The sequence below is a fragment of the Metabacillus sp. RB-C-LZQ-3-1 genome (assembly GCF_058315175.1).
In genome coordinates, this window is record NZ_JBZFLI010000004.1 from 137663 (window position 1) to 163135 (window position 25473).

Genomic DNA, 25473 nt, shown 5'->3' on the forward strand with positions numbered 1-25473 from the left:
CCCTATGTCAATGATCTGACATAGAGATGAGAGCTTTTTTGTGCTTTATCTATTGTCAGGTTTAGTTTGTCAACAAGTATTATTTAATAACTATGGAGGTGTTTGAATATGAATATTCAAAACATGATTTTAACGCTTCAAAAGCACTGGTCTGATCAAGGTTGCGTGCTTATGCAGGCGTATGATACAGAGAAGGGTGCAGGGACAATGAGTCCGTATACATTTTTAAGAAGTATAGGACCTGAACCATGGAAGGTTGCCTATGTAGAGCCATCTAGAAGACCGGCTGATGGTCGTTATGGAGAAAACCCTAATCGACTTTATCAGCATCATCAATTCCAAGTCATAATGAAGCCTTCACCAGATAATATCCAAGAACTATATTTAGATTCTTTACGTGCCTTAGGAATAAATCCTTTAGAGCATGACATACGTTTTGTTGAGGATAACTGGGAAAATCCTTCTTTAGGATGTGCAGGCCTAGGCTGGGAAGTGTGGCTTGATGGGATGGAAATTACTCAATTTACGTACTTCCAACAAGTTGGTGGTTTGGAATGTAAGCCTGTATCAGCAGAGATAACATACGGAATTGAAAGGCTTGCGTCATATATTCAAGATAAAGAAAATGTTTTTGATTTAGAATGGACAGATGGTTATACAATACGTGATATTTTCCTAATGCCAGAATATGAACATTCTAAGTATACGTTTGAAACCTCAAATACTGAAATGTTATTCGAATTGTTTTCGACCTATGAAAAGGAAGCTATGAGACAAATGGACGAGGGTCTTGTTCATCCTGCATATGATTATGTGTTAAAGTGTTCTCACACGTTTAATCTTCTTGATGCAAAAGGGGCCATCTCTGTTACAGAGAGAACAGGCTATATTGGCCGCGTTCGAAATTTAGCTAGAAAAGTAGCCAAGACATTTTATGACGAACGCGAAAAATTAGGTTTCCCAATGTTACAGGAAGGAGAAAAAGGTCATGAGTAAAAAAGATTTATTACTAGAAATAGGTTTAGAAGAAGTACCTGCACATTATGTAACACCTGCGATGAATCAATTTGCTGAAAAGCTAACTAAATGGCTAGAAGAGAAGCAATTATCTCATGGAGAGGTAAGAACCTATTCCACTCCACGAAGATTAGCTGTTCTTGTCAAGGATGTGTTAGAAAAGCAACCAGATATTGAAGAAGAAGCGAAGGGGCCAGCAAAGAAGATCGCGCTTGATGAAAACGGAAATTGGTCAAAAGCAGCAATTGGCTTTACAAAGGGGCAAGGAGCTTCCGTTGAGGATATCTATTTTAAAGAAATCAATGGTGTTGAATATGCTCATGTTCAAAAATTTGTACAAGGCCAAGAAGCAAAAGAATTATTAGCAGAAACACGTGATTTAATTACTGGACTTACTTTTCCTAAAAACATGCGTTGGGGCAGCCAGGAATTACGATATATTCGTCCAATTAAATGGTTAGTCGCGCTCTTTGGTCAAGATGTTATCCCATTTGAAATAGCTGGTGCTAAGACGGATTCCTATAGTTACGGACATCGTTTTCTAGGAACGAAGGTTGAGATCGCAGCACCTTCACTGTATGAGGCTGCATTGTTAGAGCAATTTGTTATGGCTGATCCCGTAAAACGTAAAGAAGCAATTAGTCAGCAATTGGTTGACTTGGAAAATGAGAAAAATTGGGTAATCCCAGTGGATGAGGATCTTTTAGAAGAAGTAAATAATTTAGTTGAGTATCCAACCGCACTTTATGGAAAGTTTGAACAAGATTATTTAGCATTACCAGATGAAGTGCTTGTCACAACAATGAAGGAACATCAACGCTATTTTCCTGTTCGAAATAAAGAGGGACAATTACAGCCATTCTTTGTTACAGTTCGTAATGGGGATCAAAACCATTTAGAAAATGTAGCGAAAGGGAATGAAAAAGTATTACGCGCAAGATTATCTGATGCAAATTTCTTCTATCAAGAAGATCAGAAGTTAAAAATTGAGGATGCAGTGAAAAAGCTAGATAAAATCGTTTTCCATGAAGAGTTAGGAACTTTAGGTGAAAAGGTTAACCGTATTGTCAATCTTTCAAAACGATTAGCAGATAAATTACAGGTCAACAATGATGAAAAGGAAAATGTTGAACGGGCAGCATCCATTTGTAAGTTTGATTTAGTTACTCATATGGTATATGAATTTCCTGAGCTACAAGGGAAGATTGGAGAAAAATATGCCCGCTTAAGTGGTGAAAAAGAAGAAGTTTCTGTGGCTATTAACGAACATTATATGCCTCGACATGCTGACGATGCTGCACCAAGTTCAAACGTAGGGGCAATTGTTGCGCTTGCTGATAAATTGGATACTATCGTTGGATTTTTTGCCATTGGAAAAATTCCAACTGGCTCTCAGGATCCTTATGCACTTAGAAGACAGGCAAGCGGAATACTTCAAATTTTACTCTCAAAAGAGTGGTCAATATTATTAAAAGAATTATTCAAGCTATCATTTAGTCAATATCAAAACAAAGAATCAGAAAAGGCAACCGAGGAGTTAATTTCGTTCTTTAAATTGAGATTAAAATATCGTTTAGCTGAAGAAAAAATCCGTTATGATCTAATTGATGCTGTGTTAGAATCATCATTGATTGAAGTAAATTCAATAGTATTTCGTGCTAAAGTATTACAAAACGCGTCAGCTCACCCAGACTTTAAAGAAACGATTGAAGCTCTTGCTCGTGTCATGAACATCGCGAAAAAAGGCACAATTAGCGAAATTAATAGTGAACTGTTTGAAAATGATTATGAGACATCATTATTTAATGCTTACACTGAAACTGCTCGGAAAATGGATTCTCTAAGCAACGCAGGGGAAATGTACGAAGCACTTGCATCATTAAAACCAATCATCAACGAATATTTTGATCATACGATGGTTATGTCAGATAATGAAGAGATAAAACAAAACCGATTGGCGCAGATGGTGAAATTATCTCAACTTATCGAATCGTTTGCGAAAATGAATGTTATCCTTGTAAAATAAAAGGATATTTTTAGGATGAATAGGGACTGACAAAGACGTCAGCCCTTTTTCTATAGGTAGAAAGCTTAAAATAAAATCCTTTTCAAAAAGTGAGTAAAGTATATAATTAATTTATCAGCTAAACAAAATCTTTGGTATGTTTGTTGAAACGGAAATTTCATTTTAACAGTATCACGATACTAGAAATGTTTATCTCTTTATTATAAAGTGTTGATTAACCATAAGTTTAACCATTTGATCGAGTTATGTTTCAAGTTGGACGAAAATGAATATGTAAGGCGGTGAGGAAAATAGAACTGAATAAAAGGCAGGAGCAAATTGTTGAAATTGTTAAAGCAAATGGGCCAATCACAGGAGAACAGATTGCTGAGCAATTAAAGTTAACGAGAGCAACACTTCGTCCGGATTTGGCGATATTGACAATGTCCGGTTATTTAGAGGCAAGACCAAGGGTAGGATATTATTTTACAGGTAAAACAAATACGCATTTGTTAACAGAACAACTTAGAAAGCTTCAAGTAAAAGATTATCAGTCTATTCCAATAGTCGTCAGTATCAATGTGTCAGTCTATGATGCGATCTGCATGATGTTTTTAGAGGATGTAGGAACATTGTTTGTTGTAGATGATCACTCTTATTTAGTTGGCGTTCTTTCTCGTAAAGATCTATTACGGACGAGTATTGGCAAGCAGGAACTAACTTCTATTCCAGTGAATATTATCATGACAAGAATGCCAAACATCACAGTATGTAGACCTGATGACTACATAATAGATGTTGCAAAAGTATTAATAGAAAAACAGATTGATGCTTTACCTGTCGTTAAAGATTCAGAAAAAGGCTATGAAGTAATTGGGAGAATCACTAAAACAAATATGACAAAAATATTGGTTAGCTTTCTACAAGAATAAATAGCTAGCGGGAAGAGGGGTTAACATGAGCTATCAATTGATCTATGTTCTGTCAGATTCAGTTGGGGAAACAGCTGAATTGGTTGTAAAAGCAGCAGCAAGTCAATTTAATGGAATTTCTTCAAACACAAAAATTAAACGGATTCCTTATGTAGAGGATAAAGGGACTATTTTGGAGGTTTTGTCTCTAGCTAAGGAGGATAATGCAATTGTTTGTTTTACTCTTGTCATCCCTGAATTAAGAGAATACCTAATTGAAGAGGCAAATAAAAAAGGTGTTGTTTATTACGATATTATAGGACCTTTAATTGATAAAATGGAAACATCCTATGGAATCGCAGCTAAATATGAGCCTGGGCGAGTTAGAAAATTAGATGATGATTACTTTAAAAAGGTAGAAGCTATTGAATTTGCTGTAAAATATGATGATGGTCGTGATCCAAGGGGAATATTAAAAGCAGATATTGTGTTAATTGGGGTTTCGAGAACATCTAAAACACCTTTGTCACAATATTTGGCGCATAAACGATTTAAGGTCGCAAATGTACCAATTGTGCCAGAGGTTGAGCCGCCAGAAGAGTTATACAAAGTATCACCACAAAAGTGCATAGGGCTTCGAATTATGCCTGAGAAGTTAAATAATATTAGAAGAGAGCGACTAAAATCTCTTGGCTTAAATGATGAAGCCTTTTATGCAAACATTGATCGTATAAAAGAAGAACTTAACTATTTTGATAAAATAGTGGGTAAAATTGGCTGTCAAGTAGTAGATGTGTCTGACAAAGCAGTAGAAGAAACAGCTAATATTATCGCGAATTTTATGAATAAACAAAATGGGTAAGGATGAAAGGATGGCAATTCCAGGTCATCCTTTTCTCTATCTGGATTAAGTTGATTGTTTTGATGAAAAAATAATAGAAATTTTGAAACACTTATATTATAATAAAAAATTGTGATAAAAATACTTTTTTTAGGTTTAGAACTTGACATATGGGAATAAACTATTATTTGTAAACTGTCAAGAGAACGAATAAAATAATTTTCGACAAAAAGGAATTTAAGGTCTTTCTCGCGAATAGTATTCAGTACAAAAGTATGTAAGGTAGAAGGAAATTTCGGAGTGATGTAGAATAGAGAATTATGGCGAAAAAACAGTGAGGATTTTTGTCGATGCTGATGCATGTCCTGTAAAAATAGAGATCATGCAAATTGCTAATAAATACAAAACTGATGTTGTATTTGTTGCTTCTTATAACCATACTTCAGATAAAACCTATGGAGGACAGTGGGTATTTGTTGATACTGGAAAAGAAGAAGCTGATCTTTACATAGTTAACCATGTCCATACCGGGGATATTGTTATTTCACAAGACATTGGTTTAGCAGGCCTTTTAATCCGAAAGGGTGTTATTTTTATTACGCCAAGGGGAAAACAATATTCAGAAGCAAATATTGACACAGCTCTTCAGTTTCGTTATTTATCTGCAAAGGAAAGACGCAGTGGTAAATTCACGAAAGGTCCTAAAAAATTTACAGATGATGATACTTTGAATTTTATCACAACATTTGAAAAGATTTTGTCGAAACATGCAGGAGATCTTAAATAAATATCGAATATCTGTATTACGGGGTTGTTAGTATGGGAAATCGAATTCCCGAGGAATTAATCGAAAAAATACAAAGAACTTCTGACATTGTTGATGTAATAAGTGAATATGTTCAATTGAAGAAACAAGGGCGTAACTATTTTGGATTATGTCCGTTTCATGGAGAAAAGTCTCCTTCGTTCTCAGTTTCATCTGATAAGCAGATTTTTCATTGTTTTGGCTGTGGTGCGGGTGGAAACGTTTTTTCTTTCCTCATGCAGCACGAAGGTTACTCATTTATTGAAGCTGCTCAACATCTTGCTGACAAAGCGAATATTGACCTGCCAGCTCTACCTTCAATAGATCAGGGGCAAGGGCCAGCTGTTTCTAAAGACACAGAAAAGATGATTGAGGCCCATGAGCTATTGAAAAAATTCTATCATCATTTATTAGTAAATACAAAGGAAGGTCAGCAAGCATTAGACTACTTGTTGAGTAGAGGGTTTACTAAGGAAATTATTGATACATTTGAAATTGGTTATTCATTAGATTCCTGGGACTTTGTAGCAAAGTTTTTAGAAAAGCGGGGATTTTCCTTATCCTTAATGGAGGAAGCTGGGTTATTAGTTAAAAAAAATAATTCAAATGAAGAATTTTTTGATCGGTTCAGGAATCGAATAATGTTTCCAATTATGGACCACCACGGGAATACAATTGCTTTTTCAGGACGTGTACTTGGGGATGAAAAGCCAAAATATTTAAATAGTCCTGAAACGAAAATTTTTAATAAAAGTAAGCTGCTTTATAATTTTCATCGTGCAAGAGTACATATTCGTAAAAATCAGCAGGTTGTACTGTTTGAAGGATTTGCTGATGTTATTTCTTCTACTAGGGCGAGTGTAGAGCAAGCAATTGCTACCATGGGAACTTCTCTAACCGAGGATCAAGCAAAAATAATCCGAAGGAATGTATCTGAAGTTATTATTTGTTATGATTCTGATTCCGCAGGAATCGAAGCAACGATTAGGGCTGCAAAGATTCTTAAAGATGCTGGTTGTAAGATAAAGGTTGCTATGATCCCAGATGGATTAGACCCTGATGACTACATTAATAAGTTTGGATCTGAGAAGTTCAAGCATGATGTAATAGGGGCCAGCGTTCCGATTATGACATTTAAAATGATCTACTACAGGCGAGGGAAAAATCTTCAAAATGAAGGAGAAAGGCTGCAGTATATTGAAAATGTCATTAATGAATTAGCACAATTAGATAATGCAGTTGAAAAGGAGATCTATTTAAAACAACTATCCTCGGAATTTGACCTTTCGATGGAAGTATTAAAGGAGCAGATTCTGCAAAAAGAAAAGCAGAAAAGCAGTCAAAGACCTCCTCAACAACAAAAAAGAATACAAGAACAGCCTAAAAGAAAGCCGATACAGTCAAAACGACTATTACCAGCTTTTCACACCGCTGAGAGAATGCTTATCGGCCATATGCTTAGAAGCAAAGAAATGGCAGAAAAGGTTCTGGATAGACTTGGACTTCAATTTAATATTGAAGAGCATAAAGCAATTGTTACTTATTTATACGCTTTTTATGAAGAAGGAAATGAAGAAAATGTCAGTTCATTTCTATCGAAGTTACCGAGTCCTGAATTACAACATATTGTGTCCAACATTGCGATGATTACCTTAAATTCTGAAGTAAGTGAAAAGGAACTTTCAGATTATATAAAACAGGTGTTGAATCATCAAAAAATGTTAATGATAAAAGAAAAAGAAGTAGAAAAAATTGAGGCTGAAAGAAACAAGCAGTATAAAGAAGCAGCCCAAATCGCAATGGAAATTATTCAATTAAAACAAGCTCTAAGATCATGATAAGTAAGCTAAAAATAAACGATTATTTTGTAGCATGAAGTTATAAAAAACACATCGTGTATGTGAAGAGTACTTGCTAAACAGTAATCCGATAGCTTATCTTACGATGGTAAGTTTGGAAGGAGGGGATCCTATGGCTGATAAACAAACCCACGATACTGAAGTAACCTTTGAACAGGTGAAGGAACAGTTGACCGAAATTGGGAAAAAGCGAGGAGTTTTGACATATGAAGAAATTGCTGAACGTATGTCTAACTTTGAAATTGAATCAGACCAAATGGATGAGTATTATGAATTTCTTGGTGAACAAGGTGTAGAATTAATTGGTGAAGCCGGTGATGATGCGGAGGCAGATCCAAATATTCAAGATCTTGCAAAAGAAGAAGAATTTGATTTGAATGATTTGAGTGTACCTCCAGGAGTTAAAATTAATGACCCTGTTAGAATGTACTTAAAAGAAATAGGCCGTGTTGACCTTCTATCAGCTAATGAAGAAATTAAATTAGCTAAACGAATAGAAGAGGGCGATGAAGAAGCTAAACGCAGACTTGCAGAAGCAAACTTGCGTCTAGTGGTTAGTATTGCTAAACGCTATGTCGGCCGTGGAATGCTTTTTCTTGATTTAATTCAAGAAGGTAATATGGGATTAATGAAAGCCGTTGAAAAATTCGATTATGAAAAAGGGTATAAGTTTAGTACGTATGCTACATGGTGGATACGTCAAGCAATTACTCGTGCTATTGCAGACCAGGCTCGTACAATTCGTATTCCCGTTCATATGGTTGAGACCATTAACAAGTTGATAAGAGTTCAGCGCCAATTACTTCAGGATTTAGGAAGAGAACCAACTCCGGAAGAAATTGGAGAAGACATGGAACTCACACCTGATAAGGTTAGAGAAATTCTGAAAATCGCTCAAGAGCCAGTTTCATTGGAAACTCCAATTGGAGAAGAAGATGACTCTCATTTAGGTGATTTTATTGAGGATCAAGATGCGACTTCACCATCTGAACATGCTGCATACGAGCTATTAAAAGAGCAGCTTGAAGATGTCCTTGATACATTAACAGACCGTGAAGAGAACGTGTTACGTTTGCGTTTTGGGCTTGATGATGGACGAACAAGAACACTTGAAGAAGTAGGTAAGGTATTTGGTGTTACACGTGAACGTATTCGACAAATTGAAGCAAAAGCACTTCGTAAATTGCGTCATCCTAGCCGCAGTAAACGTCTTAAAGATTTCTTAGAGTAAGATAAGGCGGACGAATGTCCGTCTTTTCTACTTAATTTTAAAGTTGTTTCATAAAATGAATGCTAAAATTCCATTTACAAGCCTTCTATTCCTTTTTACAATAAAAGAAAGCAATGATAAGGATGGCTTTTATGGATAAAGAAAAAAAAGAAATAATTATTAAGGAAATTCGTTACTGGAAAGATAGTAAGCTACTTCCAGATACATACTGTGATTTTTTACTTGCTTTATATACAGAAGGAAATAACAATAGTAAAACATCATTTCCTTCCCCAAAAAAGTTGAATGGGCATATAATTTTGATTGGAATTATTTTTGTTTTATTTCTAATTAGTGCTCTTGTCACCTATTTTACTGAATTGTCTTTTGTTTTGCAAACAGTTACAACAGGTTTTTTTCTTTTAGCCTCAATTGTTGTTACCGCTTTCTTAATTAGGCGGAAAGGATCTTATCAAATAGCTCTGATTATGACTTATATTCAGCTCTTGATAGTTTCTCTTTCGTTTGTTGAGTATACAACGGAAGGGAATCATTTATGGGTTGCTGCTACAGCTGTAATGAATTGCTTACTGTGGATAGTCACAGGGAAACTTTTTCGAATTTTTTATTTGCTGATTAGTGGTGTAATTACAATGCTAATATTAGGAGTTACAATCATTATTTAATAGCTTTTTGCAATGTCAATACAATATAATGGTTATTCAAAACTCTTGTCTGTTTTTTGTCTAAACTGTGAAAAACTTGGAGATGTTAAAAGATAGGTCTTTTCCTTAGTGGAAAATTACAGTAAAATAGAGGTTGTTTAAAAAAAATTGTACTTATGTTGATTATCCAGCAGTACCGGGCAGCAGAATTAAACCTTATAACCAGAAAAAGAAATTGAATTATCGGAGGGAAGCTGCTCGAACATGTACGATAATTCTTGAAGCATTAATAGGTGAATGATGGATCCTATTAATGGAAAGGTTTACTATTTACATAAGGGAGGTTACATGATGAATCGCAATCCACTAATTCCATTTTTATTAATCGCTGTTCTAGGAATCGGCCTTATGTTCCTTTTATCATTTAAAGGTATCGGCGATCATGAAGAACTAGCAAGCGGCGGGGAAGAAGAGCCAAAGACTGAAGATGTTGCAAACGCTACACCTGAAGAAATTTACCAACAAAACTGTATTTCTTGTCATGGAGAAAACTATGAAGGCGGAGCTGGTCCTGCTCTTGTAGGTGTTGGTGATAAAATAGGCGTAGATGAAATTAAAACAACAATTCAGCAAGGTAGAGGAATTATGCCAGGCGGTCTTGTTCCAGATGAAAAGCTTGACGAAATGGCTGAATGGGTTTCACAACTTAAATAATTTAAAAATAAAGAAGTCCTTTGCATCTGTGAAGGACTTTTTTTATACTTGATGAATAGGTCCTTTATTGGAAAACCTAGAGTGTATATTAATGAATTGTGGTGAAATGATGAACGAATTAAAATTATCTAAAAGATTAGAAACAGTTGCAAGCTATATACCGGAGGGTGCTGTTTTTGCAGATATAGGCTCAGATCATGCTTATTTACCGTGCTATTCCATATTACAAGGCAGAGCCAAGGGGGCGATTGCTGGTGAGATTACGGAAGGACCATATGAGTCAGCCAAGAGCCAAGTGAAAAAATGTGATCTTATTCATTCGATATCTGTTCGTAAGGGGGATGGATTATCTGTTCTGCGTGAAGAGGATCAAATTGATTGTATAACAATCGCAGGTATGGGAGGATCTCTTATTAGTAAAATTTTAGAAGAGGGATCAGCTAAGCTGTCAGGAGTCAAACGTTTAATTCTACAGCCAAATATACATGCAATATCGATTCGACAGTGGTTAGTCGATAATGGATGGGAGCTAATAGCGGAAGAAATTATCGAAGAAGATCATAAAATATACGAGGTTCTTGTGGCTGAAAAGGGTGAACCAAAACGTCCTTATGTTTCGTATTCTTTTGAAGCAGGTCTACTTTTAGGTCCATTTCTATCAGAAAAACGTTCGGAAATCTTTGTAAAAAAATGGACGGGTGAATTAAACCACCTAAAATCAATCATTCAACAGTTAGAACAAGCCGGCCATACATACGAAAATAGCGAAAAATATCAAGAAATGATCAAGCAAATGAAGCTAATAGAGGAGGTACTATAAAATTGGCAAAAATCCCGAATGGCTATGAAATCATTCAATTATTTGAACAGTTTTCCCCAAAATCTCTTGCTGTAGAGGGTGACAAAATAGGTCTTCAAATTGGGACACTTAATAAAAAAATTAAACAAGTCATGATTACATTGGATGTTGTTGAATCAGTTATAGATGAAGCGATTGATAAAAAAGTAGATTTAATTATCGCACACCATCCACCTATCTTTAGAGCGATGAAAAATATGATAACTGATACAGCATACGGCAAGATGATAGAGAAATGTATCAAACATGATATTGCGGTTTATGCTGCGCACACTAATTTGGATGTTGCAAACGGTGGTGTCAATGATTTATTAGCAGAAGCATTGCAATTGAAGGATATTGAAGTATTTATCCCTACTTATGAAGACCAATTGAAGAAACTTGTAGTGTTTATCCCTTCAACATATGAAAAAGAGCTAAGAAATGCACTAGGTCAAGTTGGTGCAGGTCATGTTGGTGAATATAGCCATTGCTCATTTGCAACAGAAGGTGAAGGAAGCTTTTTACCTCTTGATAAAGCTAATCCGTTTATCGGTGAAAGAGGTAAGGTAGAGTATGTTACTGAATCAAGAGTTGAAACAATTATTCCTGCATCCATACAGAAAAAAGTAATTCAAGCGATGTTAAAGGTTCATCCATATGAGGAAGTCGCTTATGATATTTATCCATTAGATCAAAAAGGACCAATCATGGGGTTAGGCCGAATAGGCTTAGTAGAAAACGAAGTAAGTCTTCAGGAATTTGCTGAACATGTTAAGAAACAGCTTCAGGTTGAAAAAGTGAGAATGGTAGGTAATCCTGCTAGCAAAGTTAAAAAAGTTGCTGTATTGGGTGGAGATGGAAACAAATATATTCAACAGGCAAAAATGAAGGGTGCCGATGTATATGTAACAGGTGACCTATATTTTCATGTGGCACAAGATGCATTGATGTTGGATTTAAATGTGATTGATCCTGGACATCATGTGGAAAAGGTCATGATTGATGGTGTATCTAAAAAGTTAGGGAAACTATGTGAAAAACATCGTTTTGAAGTGAATGTATTTGGATCACAAGTTGACACCAATCCTTTTACCTTTGTATAAAAGAATATAATATGATGAAAAGCCTTTGGATATTGCATCCAAAGGCTTTTAAATGTGCGCCCGGCATGGGTTTTAGTCTATAGGGTGTAAGTCCCGAGCCACGAAGGCAGTAGTAATGGTTAGCTTAACGCAAGGGTGTCCGTGGTGACGCGGAATCTGAAGGAAGCGAGCGGCAAACCTCTGGTTCAAAGAATTTGATGAGTGGATTAGAAGAAGACTTCGTATGATTGAATGGAAACAATGGAAAACCGATGACAAGAGTAAGAAAACTTAAAGGTCTAGGTGTCCCTGACCAAAAGGCATACGAATGGGGAAACTCCAGAAGAAATATTCGAGAATAGCCTGTAGTCCAATTCTAAACAAAACCCTCGATAACTCTTATTGGAGTAATCGAGGGCTCAAAAGTCTATATCAAAGGAATGAATTTCTACGTCAAACTTAATTGAACCGCCGTATACCGAACGGTACGTACGTGGTGTAAGAGGTCGGGGGTTAGTCACCCCTTCCTACTTAATTAATTTTTCACTTTTACTTTAGGTAGTATTTTTGATAATGGGACTTTATGATCTATATCCCAAGTTGATTCATCTTCTGGATTGTATTGCTCGAGAAATTGAATGACTTTTTTAGTAATCGGAGTTGGTGTAGACGCACCTGCTGTAACAGCAACTGTTTGAACGTCTTTAAGCCATTCAAGTTTAAGCTCGCTTAAATCAGATATACGATAAGCTTTTGTACCTGCAATTTCTTCAGATACTTGTGCTAAGCGGTTTGAGTTATTACTTTTAGGGTCACCCACAACGATTGTTAAGTCAGCATCTTTTGCTTGTTCAGCAACTGCTTCTTGACGGACTTGAGTTGCCAAGCAAATTTCACGGTGTACTTCAACATGTGGGAATTTTTCTTTCACTATCTCCATAATATCAGCAACATCCCATTGGCTCATTGTTGTTTGATTTGTCACAATGATCTTTTTATTTTGAATGTCAAGCTGTTTTACATCGTCCAATGTTTCAACAAGATGTACGATGTGTGGAGCTACACCGACTGCTCCTTCTGGTTCAGGATGACCTTTTTTACCAATATAGATAACATGATATCCTTGAGCTTCTTTCTCGCGGATAAGGTCATGTGTCTTTGTCACATCAGGACATGTGGCATCTAAAGTAACAAGACCTTTTTCCTTTGCAATCCGTCTTACTTCAGGAGAAACTCCGTGAGCTGTAAACACGATTGTACCATGATCTACTTTTTCTAATATCTCTAATCTGTTTTTACCATCAAGTGTAATAATTCCATCTTCTTCAAATGCATCTGTTACATGTTTATTATGAACGATCATACCTAAAATATAGATGGGTCTTGGCAGGGATTTATCTAAAGCAGCGTTCTTTGCAATAACCATGGCATCAACAACACCATAGCAATATCCACGTGGTGCGATTTTAATTACTTTCATTAAACTGCCTCCTTAAGAGATCAATTAGGAGCAGGAGCATAGTGAAATATTGTCCTGTTTCCACTCAAAAAAGCCGTATTAAACGGCTCTTTCCTCTAATAATCTCTTAATATTATAACGAAGAATAGGAAATATTACAAAGAAGAATATTAGATATACATTTTAGGTTGTGAACTTTTCGTTGAAGGCTTTCGCTTTTTACTCATAGTAGGTGTTGTAGCATCATGATCCTGCAATTCTTCCTTTTTCATAGGGCGGGTTGATTTTACTTTTTTAGTTACTTGGGTTTTGTTATGTTCGCTTTTTGCTGCAACTTCTTCATTTGAAGTAGAAACTGCTTCTTCTGGTGTTGTATCAGAGTCATCACTACTACTATTTAGTTCACGATAAATCTTAATCATGGCTGGTAAATTTTTGACAAGCGGTCCATATTGTTGGACCATAGGGGTTACTTGCTGAGCCATCCCTAGAACACGTTGGACATTTCCTAGCATCCCTGAAATATTTGATGGATTCATTAGTCCTTGTAGTCCTCCAGAAGCCCTTGTTGCATTCGATACTGCATTAACGCCTCCGATAAATCCTTGGGGGTTACTTGTAGCAGCACCTTGTGATCCAGGCAAAATGCGGGATAATATTCCTTTCAAACCACCGCCGCCTGCACCTCTTGGTGTCATAGGTGCACCAAATTGTGGACCTCTACCCATGAAAGGTCCAGGCACACCTTGTTGTCCCATTGGAATTTGACCTTGTGGAGGGAAGAAACCTCTAGGATTCATAGGAGGCATCGGTCTTTGCTGAAACATATTATTCCTCCTTTCATAATTCGTTCCTCTATCCTAGACTATGCACAACAGGTTAGTTTGGTTTCTAGAGTGTTCTATTTAATAAGATGATATACAATTTGTGCAGTTAAAGCGATAGGGTGTCAGGTTTGTAACTGAAACAAGTGAATTTAAAACATTAGAAAGTATTGTATTCATTTGTGGCCTATTGCCCGAGACTGTCCATGGTGCTTGCGCTTTCGTTCTAATAAGGTATAATCTAATGATGGACTGATAAAGTTGTCGAAATGAGCAAAAGGAAAGCTTTATCAGAAAGGAGAGATACGGATGGAACAAACAAAATTTGAGCGTTTTTCACTAAAACCTTTTATTATAGAAGCATTAACAAAAGAATTGAAATTTTATGAGCCGACAGAAATTCAAGAAAGGTTAATGCCTTCCATTCTAAAAGGAGAAAGTGCGATTGGACAATCGCAAACTGGTACAGGAAAAACGCATGCTTATTTATTGCCATTACTAAACCAGGTAGTACCCGATAGAAAAGAAGTACAAGTCGTAATTACTGCACCTACTCGAGAGTTAGCAACTCAAATCTACCAAGAGGCAAGTAAGATTATTGCTTATTCACCAGATGAAATCACAGCAAAGCTGTATATTGGAGGAACAGATAAGCAACGAACAATCGAAAAATTAAAAACACAACCACATATTGTTGTAGGGACACCTGGAAGAATCAATGATCTAGTTAAAGAAAATGCATTAATTGTTAACAAAGTTCGTTCATTTGTTGTTGATGAAGCGGATTTAATGCTTGATATGGGTTTCATCAAGGATGTTGATATGGTTGCTGGCCAAATGCCTGAAAACCTTCAAATCTTAGTTTTTTCTGCAACCATTCCAGAGAAGTTAAAACCTTTTTTAAAGAAATACTTAGAAAATCCGAAATTTACACATGTTGCTCCTAAACAAGCAACAGCAGCAAAAATAGAACATATTCTTGTACCTGCAAGGCACCGTGATAAATTAAACCTTGTTTATGAGATGTTAATTGATTTTAATCCATTTTTAGCGATTGTTTTCACAAATACAAAAAAGAATGCTGATGCCGTTGCAGATGCCCTAATAGAGAAGGGACTAAAAGTTGGTAGAATACACGGTGATTTATCCCCGCGTGATCGTAAAAAAATGATGAAACAAATAAATGACTTAGAATACCAATATGTGGTAGCTACAGATTTGGCTGCACGTGGTATCGATATTAAAGGGGTCAGTCATGTTATAAATTACGAAATCCCAACAACAGAATTGGATTTTTATATTCATCGTGTAGGACGAACAGCGAGAGCAGGAAGCTCAGGTATCGCCGTTACTTTATTTGAAATATCTGATGAAGATGCACTAAATAAACTAGAAAAACTCGGAATTGAGTTTATTAATAAGGACTTTGTTGGCGGAGAATGGAAAGATATAGATGACCGTAAACGTCGTCAAAATCGAAAGCGTGTGACAGATGAAGTTGATGCACTAGCAAAAAGTATTGTTCAAAAACCAAAGAAGGTAAAGCCTGGTTATAAGAAAAAGATGAACCGAGAAATGGAACAAATTAAAAAGAGAAAAAGAAGATTAACGAAGAAGCAAAAATAGGGGGAGTACTTATGTTGAAAATTGGTTCGCATGTTTCAATGAGCGGGAAGAAAATGTTACTAACTTCAAGTGAGGAAGCTGTATCCTATGGAGCAAACACCTTTATGGTTTACACAGGTGCTCCTCAAAACACTAGAAGAAAAAAGATAGAAGAACTGAACATCGAAGCAGGACAAGCTCATATGAAAGAAAATGGTATTGAGGAAATTATTGTTCATGCACCTTATATCATTAATATTGGAAACACAACAAATCCAGCGACATTTGAGCTTGGGGTAAACTTTTTACGTTCTGAAATTGAAAGAACAAAGGCGATTGGTGCTAAGCAAATTGTTCTGCACCCTGGGGCACATGTAGGAGCTGGTGCTGATGAAGGAATACGAAAGATTATTGAAGGTTTAAATGAGGTATTAGACCAAGACCAAGATGTACAAATTGCATTAGAAACAATGGCAGGGAAAGGGTCTGAATGTGGTAGATCCTTTGATGAATTAGCGAAAATTATCGACGGAGTTACTCATAATCAGCACTTATCCGTGTGCTTTGATACATGCCATACTCATGATGCAGGGTATGATATTGTAAATGATTTTGATGGAGTACTAAAAGAATTTGATTTAATTATTGGATTAGATCGGATAAAGGTTTTGCATATTAATGATAGTAAAAATCCAATGGGTTCTAGAAAGGACCGTCATGAAAACATTGGATTTGGTCATATTGGCTTTGATGCTCTTAATCGGATTGTCCACCATGAACAACTAATGGATATTCCTAAAATTCTGGAAACTCCTTTTGTTGGGGAAGATAAAAAATATAAAAAGCCGCCATACAAATTTGAAATTAATATGTTTAGAGAAAAAACTTTTGATGAAGGATTATTAGAAAAGATACTCAATCAATAATACTTTTTACATGGGAACTACTTATAAATGTAGTTCTCTTTTTATATGATTGAAAGGGAAAAATGATCAAAAAAAAGAGGAAATCCAAAGATACAATTGAACATCCTCTTCATCATAAGTATGGTTAATTCGTGAATTTCTGAAATATTTGATTTACATGTTGAGCTGTCTGCGGAGAAGTAATATTTGCGATTTGAGCAAGGAGCTTTTTCCTTTCATTCACATTAAAAATGTTTATATTTTTTCCATGCATTGCTTTTACAACTTCAGCAGCTTGGGGACGTTCTATTGATATATTAAATTGCTTCGCATATTGCATTAGTTCCTCTACAGATATGTTGTTAAGCTTTTGATTGATGATTTTTTGAAATAAGATCATTTTCAAACCTCCTCTAAAACAATGTATGGAAGGTTTAATCAAAACGTGCTGTTTTTTTAAGCAGCCATTTTACTTTACAATTAATAAAGTTTCCTGTACAATTTTCATGTTATAAAAGTCTAACGTATTAAAAATCATTTATAAATCGTAACGATTCTTAAATTATAAAGGAAGATGCAAATGAATCAACCGATCGTAGAAATAAAAAATCTAAATTTTACCTATGAGCGGCAAAGAGTGATTGAAGATATAAATTTAACAATAGAACAGGGAAGTTTTCTAGGTCTTGTAGGTCCAAACGGATCTGGGAAAACAACTTTATTAAAATGTTTATTAGGTTTATTAAAACCGCAGCAGGGAGATATAAAGTTGTTTGGTCAACCCATTCAAAAGTTCAAAAATTGGCATGAAATCGGCTTCGTTTCACAAAAAGCAAATAGCTTTAATACGGGATTTCCAGCTTCAGTTTTTGAAGTAGTGTCCAGTGGTTTAACATCGAGACTTGGGCTGTTTAAATTTATGAATAAGCAGGATCGTACAAAAGTCTATGAAGCGATTGAAGCTGTTGGATTAGGTAACTTTGCTAAACGCAATATTGGAGAAATGTCTGGTGGTCAACAGCAAAGAGCCTTTATTGCAAGAGCGATTGTAAGTAACCCAAAATTATTAATTTTAGATGAACCTACCGTTGGAGTTGATGCTCAAACGGTTCAAAACTTTTATGATATGTTATTATCCTTAAATAGGGATTTAGGTATCACTTTAATTCTGGTAACTCATGATGTCGGCACGATTACGGACAAAGTGTCTCATGTTGCCTGCATTAATAAGCATTTGCATTTTCATGGGAATTCCAAAGAATTTGAATCACTTAAGGATGATGAGATGTCCGATTTCTACGGACACTCCTTACATGTGTTATCACATGATCACTCCCATTAATGGAGGATTTACAAAATGTTAAGCAGTTTATTTCAATATGAATTTTTACAAAATGCATTTATTTCTGGAATGCTCATTGGGTTAATTGCCCCTTTGTTAGGTGTATTTGTTGTTGTTAGAAGAATGTCTTTAATCGCGGACGCACTAAGTCATGTGACATTGGCTGGAATAGCTGCTAGTCTACTGCTGGAGAAAAAAGTAGCTGCCTTTGCAGGTATCAATCCGCTATATTTAGGCATGACCTTTTCAGTAGCTGGATCTCTTTTTATCGAAAAACTTAGATCCGTATATAAGCATTATCAGGAATTAGCCATACCAATCATTTTATCTGCAGGTGTCGGAATTAGTGTTGTATTTATTTCTATTGCTGATGGCTTTAATACAGATTTATTTAGTTATTTATTTGGGAGTATAAGTGCGGTAAGTCGAGTGGATATGTATGTGATAGCTGCGATCACAGTTGCTGTAATTCTTATCATCTTTATTTTATATAAAGAGCTTTTTCTATTATCGTTTGATGAAGAACATGCTGTAGCTTCGGGAATTAGCGCAAAAGTTATTCACTTTATATTTATATTTATGCTTGCTCTAGTCATTGCCGGATCAATGAGAATAGTTGGGATATTACTGGTTTCTTCTCTTATGACTTTACCTGTTGCGGCAAGTATCAGAATTGCTAAAGGTTTTAAACAGACAATTTTCTTTTCTGTACTATTTGGTGAAACATCTGTTATTATTGGATTATTCCTAGCCTACTATTTGGATTTAGCACCTGGCGGAACAATTGTCATCTTATCTGTTCTTATTCTTATCATGACGATTATATGGACTAAATTTACAAAGGGGAAAGTTTCATGAACGTGCAAGAGGCTCTTGACTTATTAAAAGAGAAGGGTTATAAGTACACAAGTAAACGAGAAGAGATGCTGCAGCTATTCGCAGACCATGATAAATATCTAACAGCTAAAGATGTTTTAGAATTTTTGAAACATGATTATCCAGGACTAAGTTTCGATACAATTTATCGAAATCTTTCTCTTTTTGCTGATCTTGGGATATTTGAAATGACTGAGTTATCTGGTGAAAAGCATTTTCGGTTTACATGTGATACAAAACATCATCATCATCATTTTATTTGTTTAAAATGTGGAAAAACAAAGGAACTCCCAGGTTGTCCAATGGGGAACCTTAAGGAAAGTCTAAATAATTATGATATTAGTGGCCATAAATTTGAAGTATATGGAAAATGCCCTCAATGTCAATAAAAAGAAAAGGAAGACTTCATTTTTTATGAAGCCTTCCTTTTTTCTATATTGTTATTTCAGACCATTGTTGAACCCATTCCTTTGCCTCAAGCCAATCATTTACTCTAATAACCCCTTTAGGAACAGGATCCTGGTTATAAGGAGTATTAAATAATATAACTGGTATGCGATGTTCTTCATTAATCATACAGGCATTATCGTGCTTGTCCTCAAAAAAAATGGAAATATTATTTTCTTTTACAGCAGTTAGTTTATCATGACTGCCTATCAATTCAATATGGTGATAATAAAGATCTTTTTCCTTAAACCATTGATGTGTAATCTCCATTAAATGTTTCCTTCTGGCGCTAATAAACGTTAATTGATGTTTATCCTTCCACTCATCTAAGACCTCTTTTGCATACAAAGCTAAAGGTGCTTCTTTATAAATAATAGGCTCAAACTCATCCATCCATTTCCAAAAATCTTCCTCAGTAATATTTAAAACTTTTGTTAAATCGTACTGTGTTAAATCTTGATATTTTAAGGATTTTTTAAATGACTTATTTAAATATGGCACAAATGTTTTTGGGTCTGTTACCGTTCCATCTATGTCGATTCCTAGTCGCAGCATTCTCTATTCTCTCCTTCATAAAAGTCATAATATCTAGTGTACCATATTGTATTTTTAAGCGAACAGAAAAGTTTTACAGTTATACTTTTTGACTCTTTGTTCATAATAAGAATGCTCCTTTATTTTAGAAAGGAAGGGATCTAAATGGCAGACGAAAATAAGTTCAGTGAACGAGATCGTTTTGACAATCCTGATTATAGGGGAATCACGCCGCTAGATCGAGAAATAGAAACAGATTATGAAACAGAAGCAGCAGCAGAAATTGCAGCCCCTGTAAATGCAGGGAAAACATATGATAGAGCTAATACTGATGATGATTTAGGTGAAAGAGTAGGCGAGGGCAGAGGGATTGGATATCTAGCCTTAGCATTGTCAATCATTTCACTATTTATCTTACCTGTCATTTTGGGAGCAGCAGGTATAATTGTTGGATTTATTGCCAGAAGAAGAGGAGCTCGTGGTACAGGAGCTTGGGCAATAGGGATAGGAGCCGTATCGATTATTTTAGGAATCTTTATCATGCCGTTCTTTTAGAATTCCCGACAAATCCAAACTGGGGTTGACCTTATTGGTCAATCCCAAATTATTGTTACATTTTTCATTAAGTTTAACATGTATAGTGGAGGATTGAGCAAGATGGAGTCCAAGAAAAACCAATCTTTACATGATCCAGTAAAGTCAAGCCAGCTAGATGATGATGCCTATAAAGCGAATATGGAGATTCAGGACCGTTTTTACGAAAATAAAAGGATTGAAGATGATATTGATATTTCCTTATCCGATAATAGTAATATTGGTGCGGTATTATTACCTGAGGAAAAATAAAAAAGGTGACTCAAGTGAAAAGGGAATCCACATGATGTGGAGTAACCTTTATTTTGAGTCACCTTGCTTATGCGTTTGCTTCAGCTTTTTCTGCAGCTTGCTTTGCATAATGCTCTTCAGCAATTTTATCAATTTCCTTTTTTAATTCCTCAACCATTGTTTTTTCAGGAACCTTACGAACAATTTCTCCTTTGCGGAAAAGCAGACCTTCACCGCGAGCACCAGCTATACCAATATCAGCCTCACGTGCCTCACCCGGCCCATTAACAGCACAGCCTAAAACAGCTACTTTAATCGGCGCTTTAATTTTTGCAATATATTCTTCTACCTCATTTGCAATGCTAATTAAGTCGATTTCAATTCTTCCGCAAGTTGGGCACGATATCAATGTAGCTGCATTCGCTGCTAATCCGAAAGATTTTAATAGTTCACGGGCAACTTTCACTTCTTCGACTGGATCAGCACTTAAAGAGACTCGTACTGTATTTCCTATTCCCTTACTAAGAATTGCTCCTAAACCGGCTGCACTTTTAACTGTCCCGGCAAATAATGTTCCTGATTCCGTAATGCCTAAGTGTAATGGATAGTCAAATGCTCTAGACGCTTTATCGTATGCTTCGATTGCTAAATTTACATCAGATGCCTTCATCGATACAATAATATCACGGAAGTCTAAATCCTCTAGTATTTTAATATGGTGAAGAGCACTTTCAACCATGCCATCTGCTGTAGGGTAACCGTACTTCTCTAAAATTCGTTTCTCCAAAGATCCGGCGTTAACACCAATCCGGATTGGAATGTTACGCTCCTTTGCAGCTCTAACTACTGCTTCTACTTTTTCTTTTCTTCCTATGTTACCCGGGTTAATTCTAATTTTATCTGCTCCGCCTTCAATCGCTTTTAAGGCAAGTTTATAATCAAAATGAATATCTACAACAAGCGGTATGTTAATTCTCTTTTTTATTTCAGAAATTGCATTAGCTGCACGTTCGTCAGGACATGCAACACGTACAATTTGACAACCTGCTTCTTCAAGACGGTTAATTTCAGCAACAGTCGCCTCAACATCATGGGTTTTCGTAGTTGTCATACTTTGAATGACTACTTCATTATTACCGCCAATTGTTAAATTACCGACTTTTACAGGTCTAGTTTTGGTACGATGTATGATTTCACTCACGTGTAAATCGCTCCTTAAAATAGTTTAAACATATCATGATTCTTCTAACTTTATGATACTTGAGTTTCTTTCTTTTTTCTAGTAATTCTACTTTCCAACCTCATTTTACAGGGAGGCTTATGAAATGACAAGGGAGATCTATTGTTTATATTCAGGAAACAAGTAAGAAGTTCCAACCTGAATTTCCTCTGCTTTTACACCAGGATTAAGGTTTTCGAAATCTTTGACCAGCAGATCAATTGAAATCGGGAGTGTACCATGGTATTTCTCTGTAATTGATAAAACAGTATCACCTTGTTTGACTGTCTGTTCATAATAAGATCCTTGTTTATCTTCAATTTTATTACCAGGTACAGAAGGTGATGTTTGATGTACAACGGTTTTTTTATTCATAACTGGAAGTGTACCAACTTGCAAATCATAGTAAATAATGTAACAAATAAAGAAACATAGGAGTAAGATTGAGAATCGCTTCATTTTAGCATCCTCCAAAGAAATGATTTTATATATTGAACCTATGCTTGTCCCATTAAAATATGCCTGATTTTTTATGATAGTAATATACCTCGTTGTACCAACTGTTCATCATGAAAGCCTGTTAACGATCTTGCTCGATTTAACATCTTCATCTATTCTGTTCCTTAAAATGGACAATCTTAAGAAAATTTGTTTTCATTTAGAAAAAATCCTTTTTAATTATGAAATAAACAAAAAACGCGGAATTTTCCGCGCTTTTTTGTTTACTATTAGAAATTTACAAATTATTTGGTCATTGGATACATACTACTGTATCTAGCTCCAGTACTTTTTTTATGGAGCAGCAACCTTCTTTTTAAGTGGTGGAATCTCTTTCAATGCGAGGTAAAGTACAATTAAATGAACAAACCAATTCAGCAAAAATCCACTTGGTACAACTACCTGCAAGCTATCCATGATGATAAAGAATACGGTTGCTAATGTTGTAGAATATGCTGCGATAACCCATAGTTGTTTAAAATTAACTTTACGTTGTAGACTGTTTTTAAATGCTAAACCAAACAATGCTAATACGGTTATCTCGATAAATTTGACAAAAGCACCGAACAAATACATAACAACGATCAAAATAGTAAGAACGATTGGAAGTAGTTGGTTGAATTGAGATGAAATCTCTATGATATCCTCTTTGGAAATGGACATATTTAATAGGGAGTATTCATAGGTTTGAGCTTGCCCATTTGCTGCAAAGACAAATTTATCTGCCAGAATCCCAATTGCATTTTCTTTTGTTTCTATTTCTTCTACTCCATAAGCGCCAGTATCATCTAAAATAACGAAAAATCCACCTTTTTTTATTTCAACTGGTTTTTCTGAATCAGTTGTTAGAGTGCCATTCTCAATCGTGAAAGAAGGTAGGTCATCACTCAGTGTTTCATCAAAAGTTCTTATCCCATCAGTTAAGCTATTAGAAAAGTGAATAGCAGTCGGTAAAGTGCTTAGTAAGGATAAGATGAATACGTATAGGATTGTTTTACCTATACCTTGAAAACGAAAGGTCGAAATCATTTTTGGAGAATAAATACTTACATAAAGTTGCTTAAATATATTCATGATAAGAAGACACATCCCTCTAAAGTTTACGTTTTATATTTTATATCTGAAAAAAGAATATGACAAGGAAAGTAGAAGAGATCTTGGTCTTAATACATAAAAATTTGATTTGTAAAGATTTTATAAAATTTTCGTAAATAATTTCGAAAAATCTCTTTACAAAAAAACAAGATTTCGTTAATAATTGTAAGGGTTGTAGATGTTTGTCGACAAAAGACGAAATGAGGAGTTGGAAATTTTGGAACTAGATATCCAGAAGATGATATTTGAATTCATTGGTGGATTAGGGATTTTCCTATTTGGAATCAAGTATATGGGAGATGGTCTTCAGCGATCTGCCGGCGATAAATTGAGAGATATTTTGGATAAGTTTACGACAAATCCGATCATGGGTGTTTTAGCAGGTATTATTGTGACCATATTAATTCAATCCAGTAGTGGAACTACTGTTATAACGGTTGGATTAGTTAGTGCAGGATTTATGAATCTTAGACAAGCTATTGGTGTTATTATGGGGGCTAATATAGGAACAACGGTTACTGCATTTATTATCGGTATTAAAGTTTCAGATTACGCGCTACCTATAATTGCTGTAGGAGCATTGTTATTATTCTTCTTTAAGAATAAAAGAGTACATAACCTTGGGCAAATTGTTTTTGGGTTTGGTACATTATTTTATGGACTAGAGTTAATGGGCGATGGAATGAAACCACTCAGAAGCTTAGAAGCATTCCATGATTTAACAGTTAGTATGAGTAGTAATCCTTTACTAGGTGTATTAGTTGGAACAATCTTTACGGTTATTGTTCAAAGTTCTAGTGCAACTATTGGTATACTTCAGGAGTTATTTGGTCAAGGTTTAGTAGATATAAAGGCTGCTTTACCGGTTTTATTCGGAGATAACATTGGAACGACAATTACAGCTGTGTTAGCATCGATTGGAGCATCTGTAGCAGCAAGAAGAGCAGCTTTGACACATGTTATCTTTAACTTAATCGGTACTACAGTATTTTTGATTTTTTTACCGTTATTTACAAATTTCATGTTATTTTTACAAAGTGCATTAAATTTAAATCCAGAAATGACGATTGCATTTTCTCATGGTACTTTCAATTTAACTAATACACTTATTCAATTACCTTTTATTGGACTTCTAGCGTTGATCGTAACAAAGTTAATTCCGGGTGAAGATTCAGTTATTGAGTATAAAACAAAGCATTTAGATCCAATTTTTATAGAGCAGTCTTCTTCTATTGCACTAGGGCAGGCAAAGGAAGAAGTTCTACGAATGGGGCAATTTGCTACAATTGGGCTTGAAGCTGCAAGAGATTATCAAGCAACATATTCTCAAAAAAATGCAGATACAGCAATGCAGCTTGAAGATGCGATTAATAATTTAGATCGAAAAATCACGGATTATTTAGTCCTTATTTCTAGAAGTGAAATGTCTACAACAGAGTCTGAAGAGCATAGCATGTTAATGGATACTGTTAGGGATATCGAACGAATTGGGGATCATTTCGAGAATGTAGTAGAATTAGTTGGTTACCAATTAACAAATAAAGTGAAATTAACTGATTCAGCGAAAAAAGATTTAAACGATATGTTTGAATTAACTATTCAAACATTAAAAGATGCAATTACAGCTCTTGATGACAAAGACACGGCATTAGCATCAAAAGTACTAAAGTCTGAAGAGCAGATTGATAAAATGGAAAGAACATTACGTAAAAAGCATATCATGCGAATTAATGAGGGAAGTTGTACAGGTTCTGCAGGTATTGTTTTTGTGGATATTATTAGTAACCTTGAACGAATTGGTGATCACTCTGTAAATATTGCAGAAGCTGTATTAGGATATAGAGACTAAACTTTAATTGAATAAGATAAAATGAAAGCAAGGAACTTCTCCTTG

The 25473-nt window shown here is 35.4% G+C and carries 26 protein-coding genes, 1 pseudogene and 1 other annotated feature (1 of these 28 running past the window's edge); of the genes and pseudogenes, 20 read left to right on the forward strand and 7 right to left on the reverse strand.

The genetic code is table 11. From position 1 onward, the window contains the following. Window positions 1–7 (forward strand) — a binding site (T-box leader); it begins 166 nt to the left of the window's first position. A gap of 101 nt (window positions 8–108) precedes the next feature. The 12 genes and pseudogenes from glyQ to AC4GZ8_RS08210 all read left to right on the forward strand — a co-directional run. Continuing rightward, on the forward strand, window positions 109–996 hold the full coding sequence (gene glyQ, locus AC4GZ8_RS08155; protein ID WP_491081354.1) for a glycine--tRNA ligase subunit alpha: 888 nt from the start codon (window positions 109–111) through the stop codon (window positions 994–996). Beyond that, the gene (gene glyS, locus AC4GZ8_RS08160; protein WP_491081356.1) at window positions 989–3043 is read left to right on the forward strand and encodes a glycine--tRNA ligase subunit beta; all 2055 of its coding nucleotides are present in this window, start codon (window positions 989–991) and stop codon (window positions 3041–3043) included. Before glyQ ends, glyS begins: the two co-directional genes overlap by 8 nt. Window positions 3044–3324: 281 nt before the next feature. Then, window positions 3325–3954, forward strand: a complete 630-nt coding sequence (gene ccpN, locus AC4GZ8_RS08165) for a transcriptional regulator CcpN (RefSeq protein WP_491081357.1) — start codon at window positions 3325–3327, stop codon at window positions 3952–3954. A gap of 25 nt (window positions 3955–3979) precedes the next feature. Then, the gene (locus tag AC4GZ8_RS08170; RefSeq protein ID WP_491081358.1) at window positions 3980–4795 is read left to right on the forward strand and encodes a pyruvate, water dikinase regulatory protein; all 816 of its coding nucleotides are present in this window, start codon (window positions 3980–3982) and stop codon (window positions 4793–4795) included. A gap of 313 nt (window positions 4796–5108) precedes the next feature. Further along, complete coding sequence (locus tag AC4GZ8_RS08175) at window positions 5109–5561, forward strand: YaiI/YqxD family protein (protein WP_491081360.1); 453 nt, start codon at window positions 5109–5111, stop codon at window positions 5559–5561. A 32-nt stretch (window positions 5562–5593) separates the two neighbouring features. After that, window positions 5594–7417, forward strand: a complete 1824-nt coding sequence (gene dnaG, locus AC4GZ8_RS08180; RefSeq protein WP_491081362.1) for a DNA primase — start codon at window positions 5594–5596, stop codon at window positions 7415–7417. Between the two features lie 133 nt (window positions 7418–7550). Next, a complete protein-coding gene (gene rpoD / locus AC4GZ8_RS08185; protein ID WP_491081364.1) occupies window positions 7551–8669 on the forward strand; it encodes an RNA polymerase sigma factor RpoD in 1119 nt (372 codons plus the stop codon). Between the two features lie 131 nt (window positions 8670–8800). Then, window positions 8801–9334, forward strand: a complete 534-nt coding sequence (locus tag AC4GZ8_RS08190) for a hypothetical protein (protein WP_491081365.1) — start codon at window positions 8801–8803, stop codon at window positions 9332–9334. Window positions 9335–9664: 330 nt separating this feature from the next. Next, complete coding sequence (cccA, locus tag AC4GZ8_RS08195) at window positions 9665–10027, forward strand: cytochrome c550 (protein ID WP_491081366.1); 363 nt, start codon at window positions 9665–9667, stop codon at window positions 10025–10027. Between the two features lie 109 nt (window positions 10028–10136). Then, complete coding sequence (locus AC4GZ8_RS08200; protein WP_491081367.1) at window positions 10137–10847, forward strand: tRNA (adenine(22)-N(1))-methyltransferase; 711 nt, start codon at window positions 10137–10139, stop codon at window positions 10845–10847. A 2-nt stretch (window positions 10848–10849) separates the two neighbouring features. Next, entirely contained in the window at window positions 10850–11971 is a 1122-nt protein-coding gene (locus AC4GZ8_RS08205) for a Nif3-like dinuclear metal center hexameric protein (RefSeq protein WP_491081368.1), read from the forward strand. Window positions 11972–12155: 184 nt separating this feature from the next. Beyond that, a pseudogene (locus AC4GZ8_RS08210) lies at window positions 12156–12413 on the forward strand (group II intron reverse transcriptase/maturase); the annotation flags it as partial. A 72-nt stretch (window positions 12414–12485) separates the two neighbouring features. On the opposite strand, the gene AC4GZ8_RS08215 reads toward AC4GZ8_RS08210, so the two are convergent. Both AC4GZ8_RS08215 and vrrA read right to left on the reverse strand, forming a co-directional pair. Then, window positions 12486–13430 carry a 4-hydroxy-3-methylbut-2-enyl diphosphate reductase gene (locus AC4GZ8_RS08215; RefSeq protein WP_491081369.1) on the reverse strand — a complete coding sequence of 315 codons (945 nt, stop codon included), beginning with the start codon at window positions 13428–13430 and terminating at the stop codon, window positions 12486–12488. Between the two features lie 149 nt (window positions 13431–13579). After that, on the reverse strand, window positions 13580–14236 hold the full coding sequence (vrrA, locus tag AC4GZ8_RS08220; protein WP_491081371.1) for a VrrA/YqfQ family protein: 657 nt from the start codon (window positions 14234–14236) through the stop codon (window positions 13580–13582). A 306-nt stretch (window positions 14237–14542) separates the two neighbouring features. Here vrrA and AC4GZ8_RS08225 point away from each other — a divergent pair, with 306 nt between their 5' ends. Beyond that, window positions 14543–15859, forward strand: a complete 1317-nt coding sequence (locus tag AC4GZ8_RS08225; RefSeq protein WP_491081372.1) for a DEAD/DEAH box helicase — start codon at window positions 14543–14545, stop codon at window positions 15857–15859. Window positions 15860–15870: 11 nt separating this feature from the next. Further along, on the forward strand, window positions 15871–16764 hold the full coding sequence (locus tag AC4GZ8_RS08230; protein ID WP_491081374.1) for a deoxyribonuclease IV: 894 nt from the start codon (window positions 15871–15873) through the stop codon (window positions 16762–16764). A 124-nt stretch (window positions 16765–16888) separates the two neighbouring features. On the opposite strand, the gene AC4GZ8_RS08235 is transcribed toward AC4GZ8_RS08230, so the two are convergent. Beyond that, the gene (locus AC4GZ8_RS08235) at window positions 16889–17143 is read right to left on the reverse strand and encodes a DUF2624 domain-containing protein (RefSeq protein ID WP_491081375.1); all 255 of its coding nucleotides are present in this window, start codon (window positions 17141–17143) and stop codon (window positions 16889–16891) included. 180 nt (window positions 17144–17323) lie between these two features. Here AC4GZ8_RS08235 and AC4GZ8_RS08240 point away from each other — a divergent pair, with 180 nt between their 5' ends. The 3 genes from AC4GZ8_RS08240 to zur are packed head-to-tail and all read left to right on the forward strand — an operon-like array spanning window position 17324 to window position 19350. Next, window positions 17324–18085 (forward strand): metal ABC transporter ATP-binding protein, encoded by a 762-nt coding sequence (locus AC4GZ8_RS08240; protein WP_491081376.1) that lies wholly within the window; start codon window positions 17324–17326, stop codon window positions 18083–18085. A 15-nt stretch (window positions 18086–18100) separates the two neighbouring features. Next, window positions 18101–18943 (forward strand): metal ABC transporter permease, encoded by an 843-nt coding sequence (locus tag AC4GZ8_RS08245; RefSeq protein WP_491081377.1) that lies wholly within the window; start codon window positions 18101–18103, stop codon window positions 18941–18943. After that, complete coding sequence (zur, locus tag AC4GZ8_RS08250; protein WP_491081378.1) at window positions 18940–19350, forward strand: zinc uptake transcriptional repressor Zur; 411 nt, start codon at window positions 18940–18942, stop codon at window positions 19348–19350. Before AC4GZ8_RS08245 ends, zur begins: the two co-directional genes overlap by 4 nt. Window positions 19351–19393: 43 nt before the next feature. Here the strand turns inward: zur and AC4GZ8_RS08255 are convergent, their stop codons facing one another. Continuing rightward, window positions 19394–19963: a hypothetical protein gene (locus tag AC4GZ8_RS08255; protein WP_491081379.1), complete on the reverse strand. Its 570-nt coding sequence runs from the start codon at window positions 19961–19963 to the stop codon at window positions 19394–19396. A gap of 144 nt (window positions 19964–20107) precedes the next feature. Here AC4GZ8_RS08255 and AC4GZ8_RS08260 point away from each other — a divergent pair, with 144 nt between their 5' ends. Further along, complete coding sequence (locus AC4GZ8_RS08260) at window positions 20108–20497, forward strand: DUF4190 domain-containing protein (protein ID WP_491081380.1); 390 nt, start codon at window positions 20108–20110, stop codon at window positions 20495–20497. A 102-nt stretch (window positions 20498–20599) separates the two neighbouring features. Then, entirely contained in the window at window positions 20600–20788 is a 189-nt protein-coding gene (locus AC4GZ8_RS08265; RefSeq protein ID WP_491081381.1) for a hypothetical protein, read from the forward strand. 67 nt (window positions 20789–20855) lie between these two features. Here the strand turns inward: AC4GZ8_RS08265 and ispG are convergent, their stop codons facing one another. From ispG to AC4GZ8_RS08280, 3 genes are all read right to left on the reverse strand, one after another. Further along, window positions 20856–21968, reverse strand: coding sequence for a flavodoxin-dependent (E)-4-hydroxy-3-methylbut-2-enyl-diphosphate synthase (gene ispG / locus AC4GZ8_RS08270; protein WP_491081382.1), 1113 nt, complete (start codon window positions 21966–21968; stop codon window positions 20856–20858). Between the two features lie 138 nt (window positions 21969–22106). Next, complete coding sequence (locus AC4GZ8_RS08275) at window positions 22107–22445, reverse strand: LysM peptidoglycan-binding domain-containing protein (RefSeq protein WP_491081383.1); 339 nt, start codon at window positions 22443–22445, stop codon at window positions 22107–22109. Between the two features lie 333 nt (window positions 22446–22778). Continuing rightward, entirely contained in the window at window positions 22779–23558 is a 780-nt protein-coding gene (locus tag AC4GZ8_RS08280) for a DUF1189 domain-containing protein (RefSeq protein ID WP_491081384.1), read from the reverse strand. Window positions 23559–23757: 199 nt separating this feature from the next. Between AC4GZ8_RS08280 and AC4GZ8_RS08285 the strand changes: the two genes are divergently transcribed. After that, the gene (locus AC4GZ8_RS08285) at window positions 23758–25428 is read left to right on the forward strand and encodes a Na/Pi cotransporter family protein (RefSeq protein ID WP_491081385.1); all 1671 of its coding nucleotides are present in this window, start codon (window positions 23758–23760) and stop codon (window positions 25426–25428) included. Window positions 25429–25473 lie beyond the last annotated feature (45 nt).

What these genes read in the sequence shown, in the direction of transcription:
- glyQ (WP_491081354.1), top strand. Translation starts at nt 109, where the DNA reads ATGAATATTCAAAACATGATTTTAACGCTTCAAAAGCACTGGTCTGAT.
- AC4GZ8_RS08200 (WP_491081367.1), top strand. Translation starts at nt 10,137, where the DNA reads ATGAACGAATTAAAATTATCTAAAAGATTAGAAACAGTTGCAAGCTAT.
- cccA (WP_491081366.1), top strand. Translation starts at nt 9,665, where the DNA reads ATGAATCGCAATCCACTAATTCCATTTTTATTAATCGCTGTTCTAGGA.
- glyS (WP_491081356.1), top strand. Translation starts at nt 989, where the DNA reads ATGAGTAAAAAAGATTTATTACTAGAAATAGGTTTAGAAGAAGTACCT.
- AC4GZ8_RS08240 (WP_491081376.1), top strand. Translation starts at nt 17,324, where the DNA reads ATGAATCAACCGATCGTAGAAATAAAAAATCTAAATTTTACCTATGAG.
- vrrA (WP_491081371.1), bottom strand. Translation starts at nt 14,236, where the DNA reads ATGTTTCAGCAAAGACCGATGCCTCCTATGAATCCTAGAGGTTTCTTC.
- AC4GZ8_RS08235 (WP_491081375.1), bottom strand. Translation starts at nt 17,143, where the DNA reads ATGATCTTATTTCAAAAAATCATCAATCAAAAGCTTAACAACATATCT.
- AC4GZ8_RS08255 (WP_491081379.1), bottom strand. Translation starts at nt 19,963, where the DNA reads ATGCTGCGACTAGGAATCGACATAGATGGAACGGTAACAGACCCAAAA.
- AC4GZ8_RS08230 (WP_491081374.1), top strand. Translation starts at nt 15,871, where the DNA reads ATGTTGAAAATTGGTTCGCATGTTTCAATGAGCGGGAAGAAAATGTTA.
- AC4GZ8_RS08265 (WP_491081381.1), top strand. Translation starts at nt 20,600, where the DNA reads ATGGAGTCCAAGAAAAACCAATCTTTACATGATCCAGTAAAGTCAAGC.
- dnaG (WP_491081362.1), top strand. Translation starts at nt 5,594, where the DNA reads ATGGGAAATCGAATTCCCGAGGAATTAATCGAAAAAATACAAAGAACT.
- AC4GZ8_RS08215 (WP_491081369.1), bottom strand. Translation starts at nt 13,430, where the DNA reads ATGAAAGTAATTAAAATCGCACCACGTGGATATTGCTATGGTGTTGTT.
- AC4GZ8_RS08280 (WP_491081384.1), bottom strand. Translation starts at nt 23,558, where the DNA reads ATGAATATATTTAAGCAACTTTATGTAAGTATTTATTCTCCAAAAATG.
- rpoD (WP_491081364.1), top strand. Translation starts at nt 7,551, where the DNA reads ATGGCTGATAAACAAACCCACGATACTGAAGTAACCTTTGAACAGGTG.
- AC4GZ8_RS08170 (WP_491081358.1), top strand. Translation starts at nt 3,980, where the DNA reads ATGAGCTATCAATTGATCTATGTTCTGTCAGATTCAGTTGGGGAAACA.
- AC4GZ8_RS08245 (WP_491081377.1), top strand. Translation starts at nt 18,101, where the DNA reads ATGTTAAGCAGTTTATTTCAATATGAATTTTTACAAAATGCATTTATT.
- AC4GZ8_RS08225 (WP_491081372.1), top strand. Translation starts at nt 14,543, where the DNA reads ATGGAACAAACAAAATTTGAGCGTTTTTCACTAAAACCTTTTATTATA.
- AC4GZ8_RS08260 (WP_491081380.1), top strand. Translation starts at nt 20,108, where the DNA reads ATGGCAGACGAAAATAAGTTCAGTGAACGAGATCGTTTTGACAATCCT.
- AC4GZ8_RS08190 (WP_491081365.1), top strand. Translation starts at nt 8,801, where the DNA reads ATGGATAAAGAAAAAAAAGAAATAATTATTAAGGAAATTCGTTACTGG.
- AC4GZ8_RS08285 (WP_491081385.1), top strand. Translation starts at nt 23,758, where the DNA reads ATGTTTGTCGACAAAAGACGAAATGAGGAGTTGGAAATTTTGGAACTA.
- zur (WP_491081378.1), top strand. Translation starts at nt 18,940, where the DNA reads ATGAACGTGCAAGAGGCTCTTGACTTATTAAAAGAGAAGGGTTATAAG.
- AC4GZ8_RS08275 (WP_491081383.1), bottom strand. Translation starts at nt 22,445, where the DNA reads ATGAAGCGATTCTCAATCTTACTCCTATGTTTCTTTATTTGTTACATT.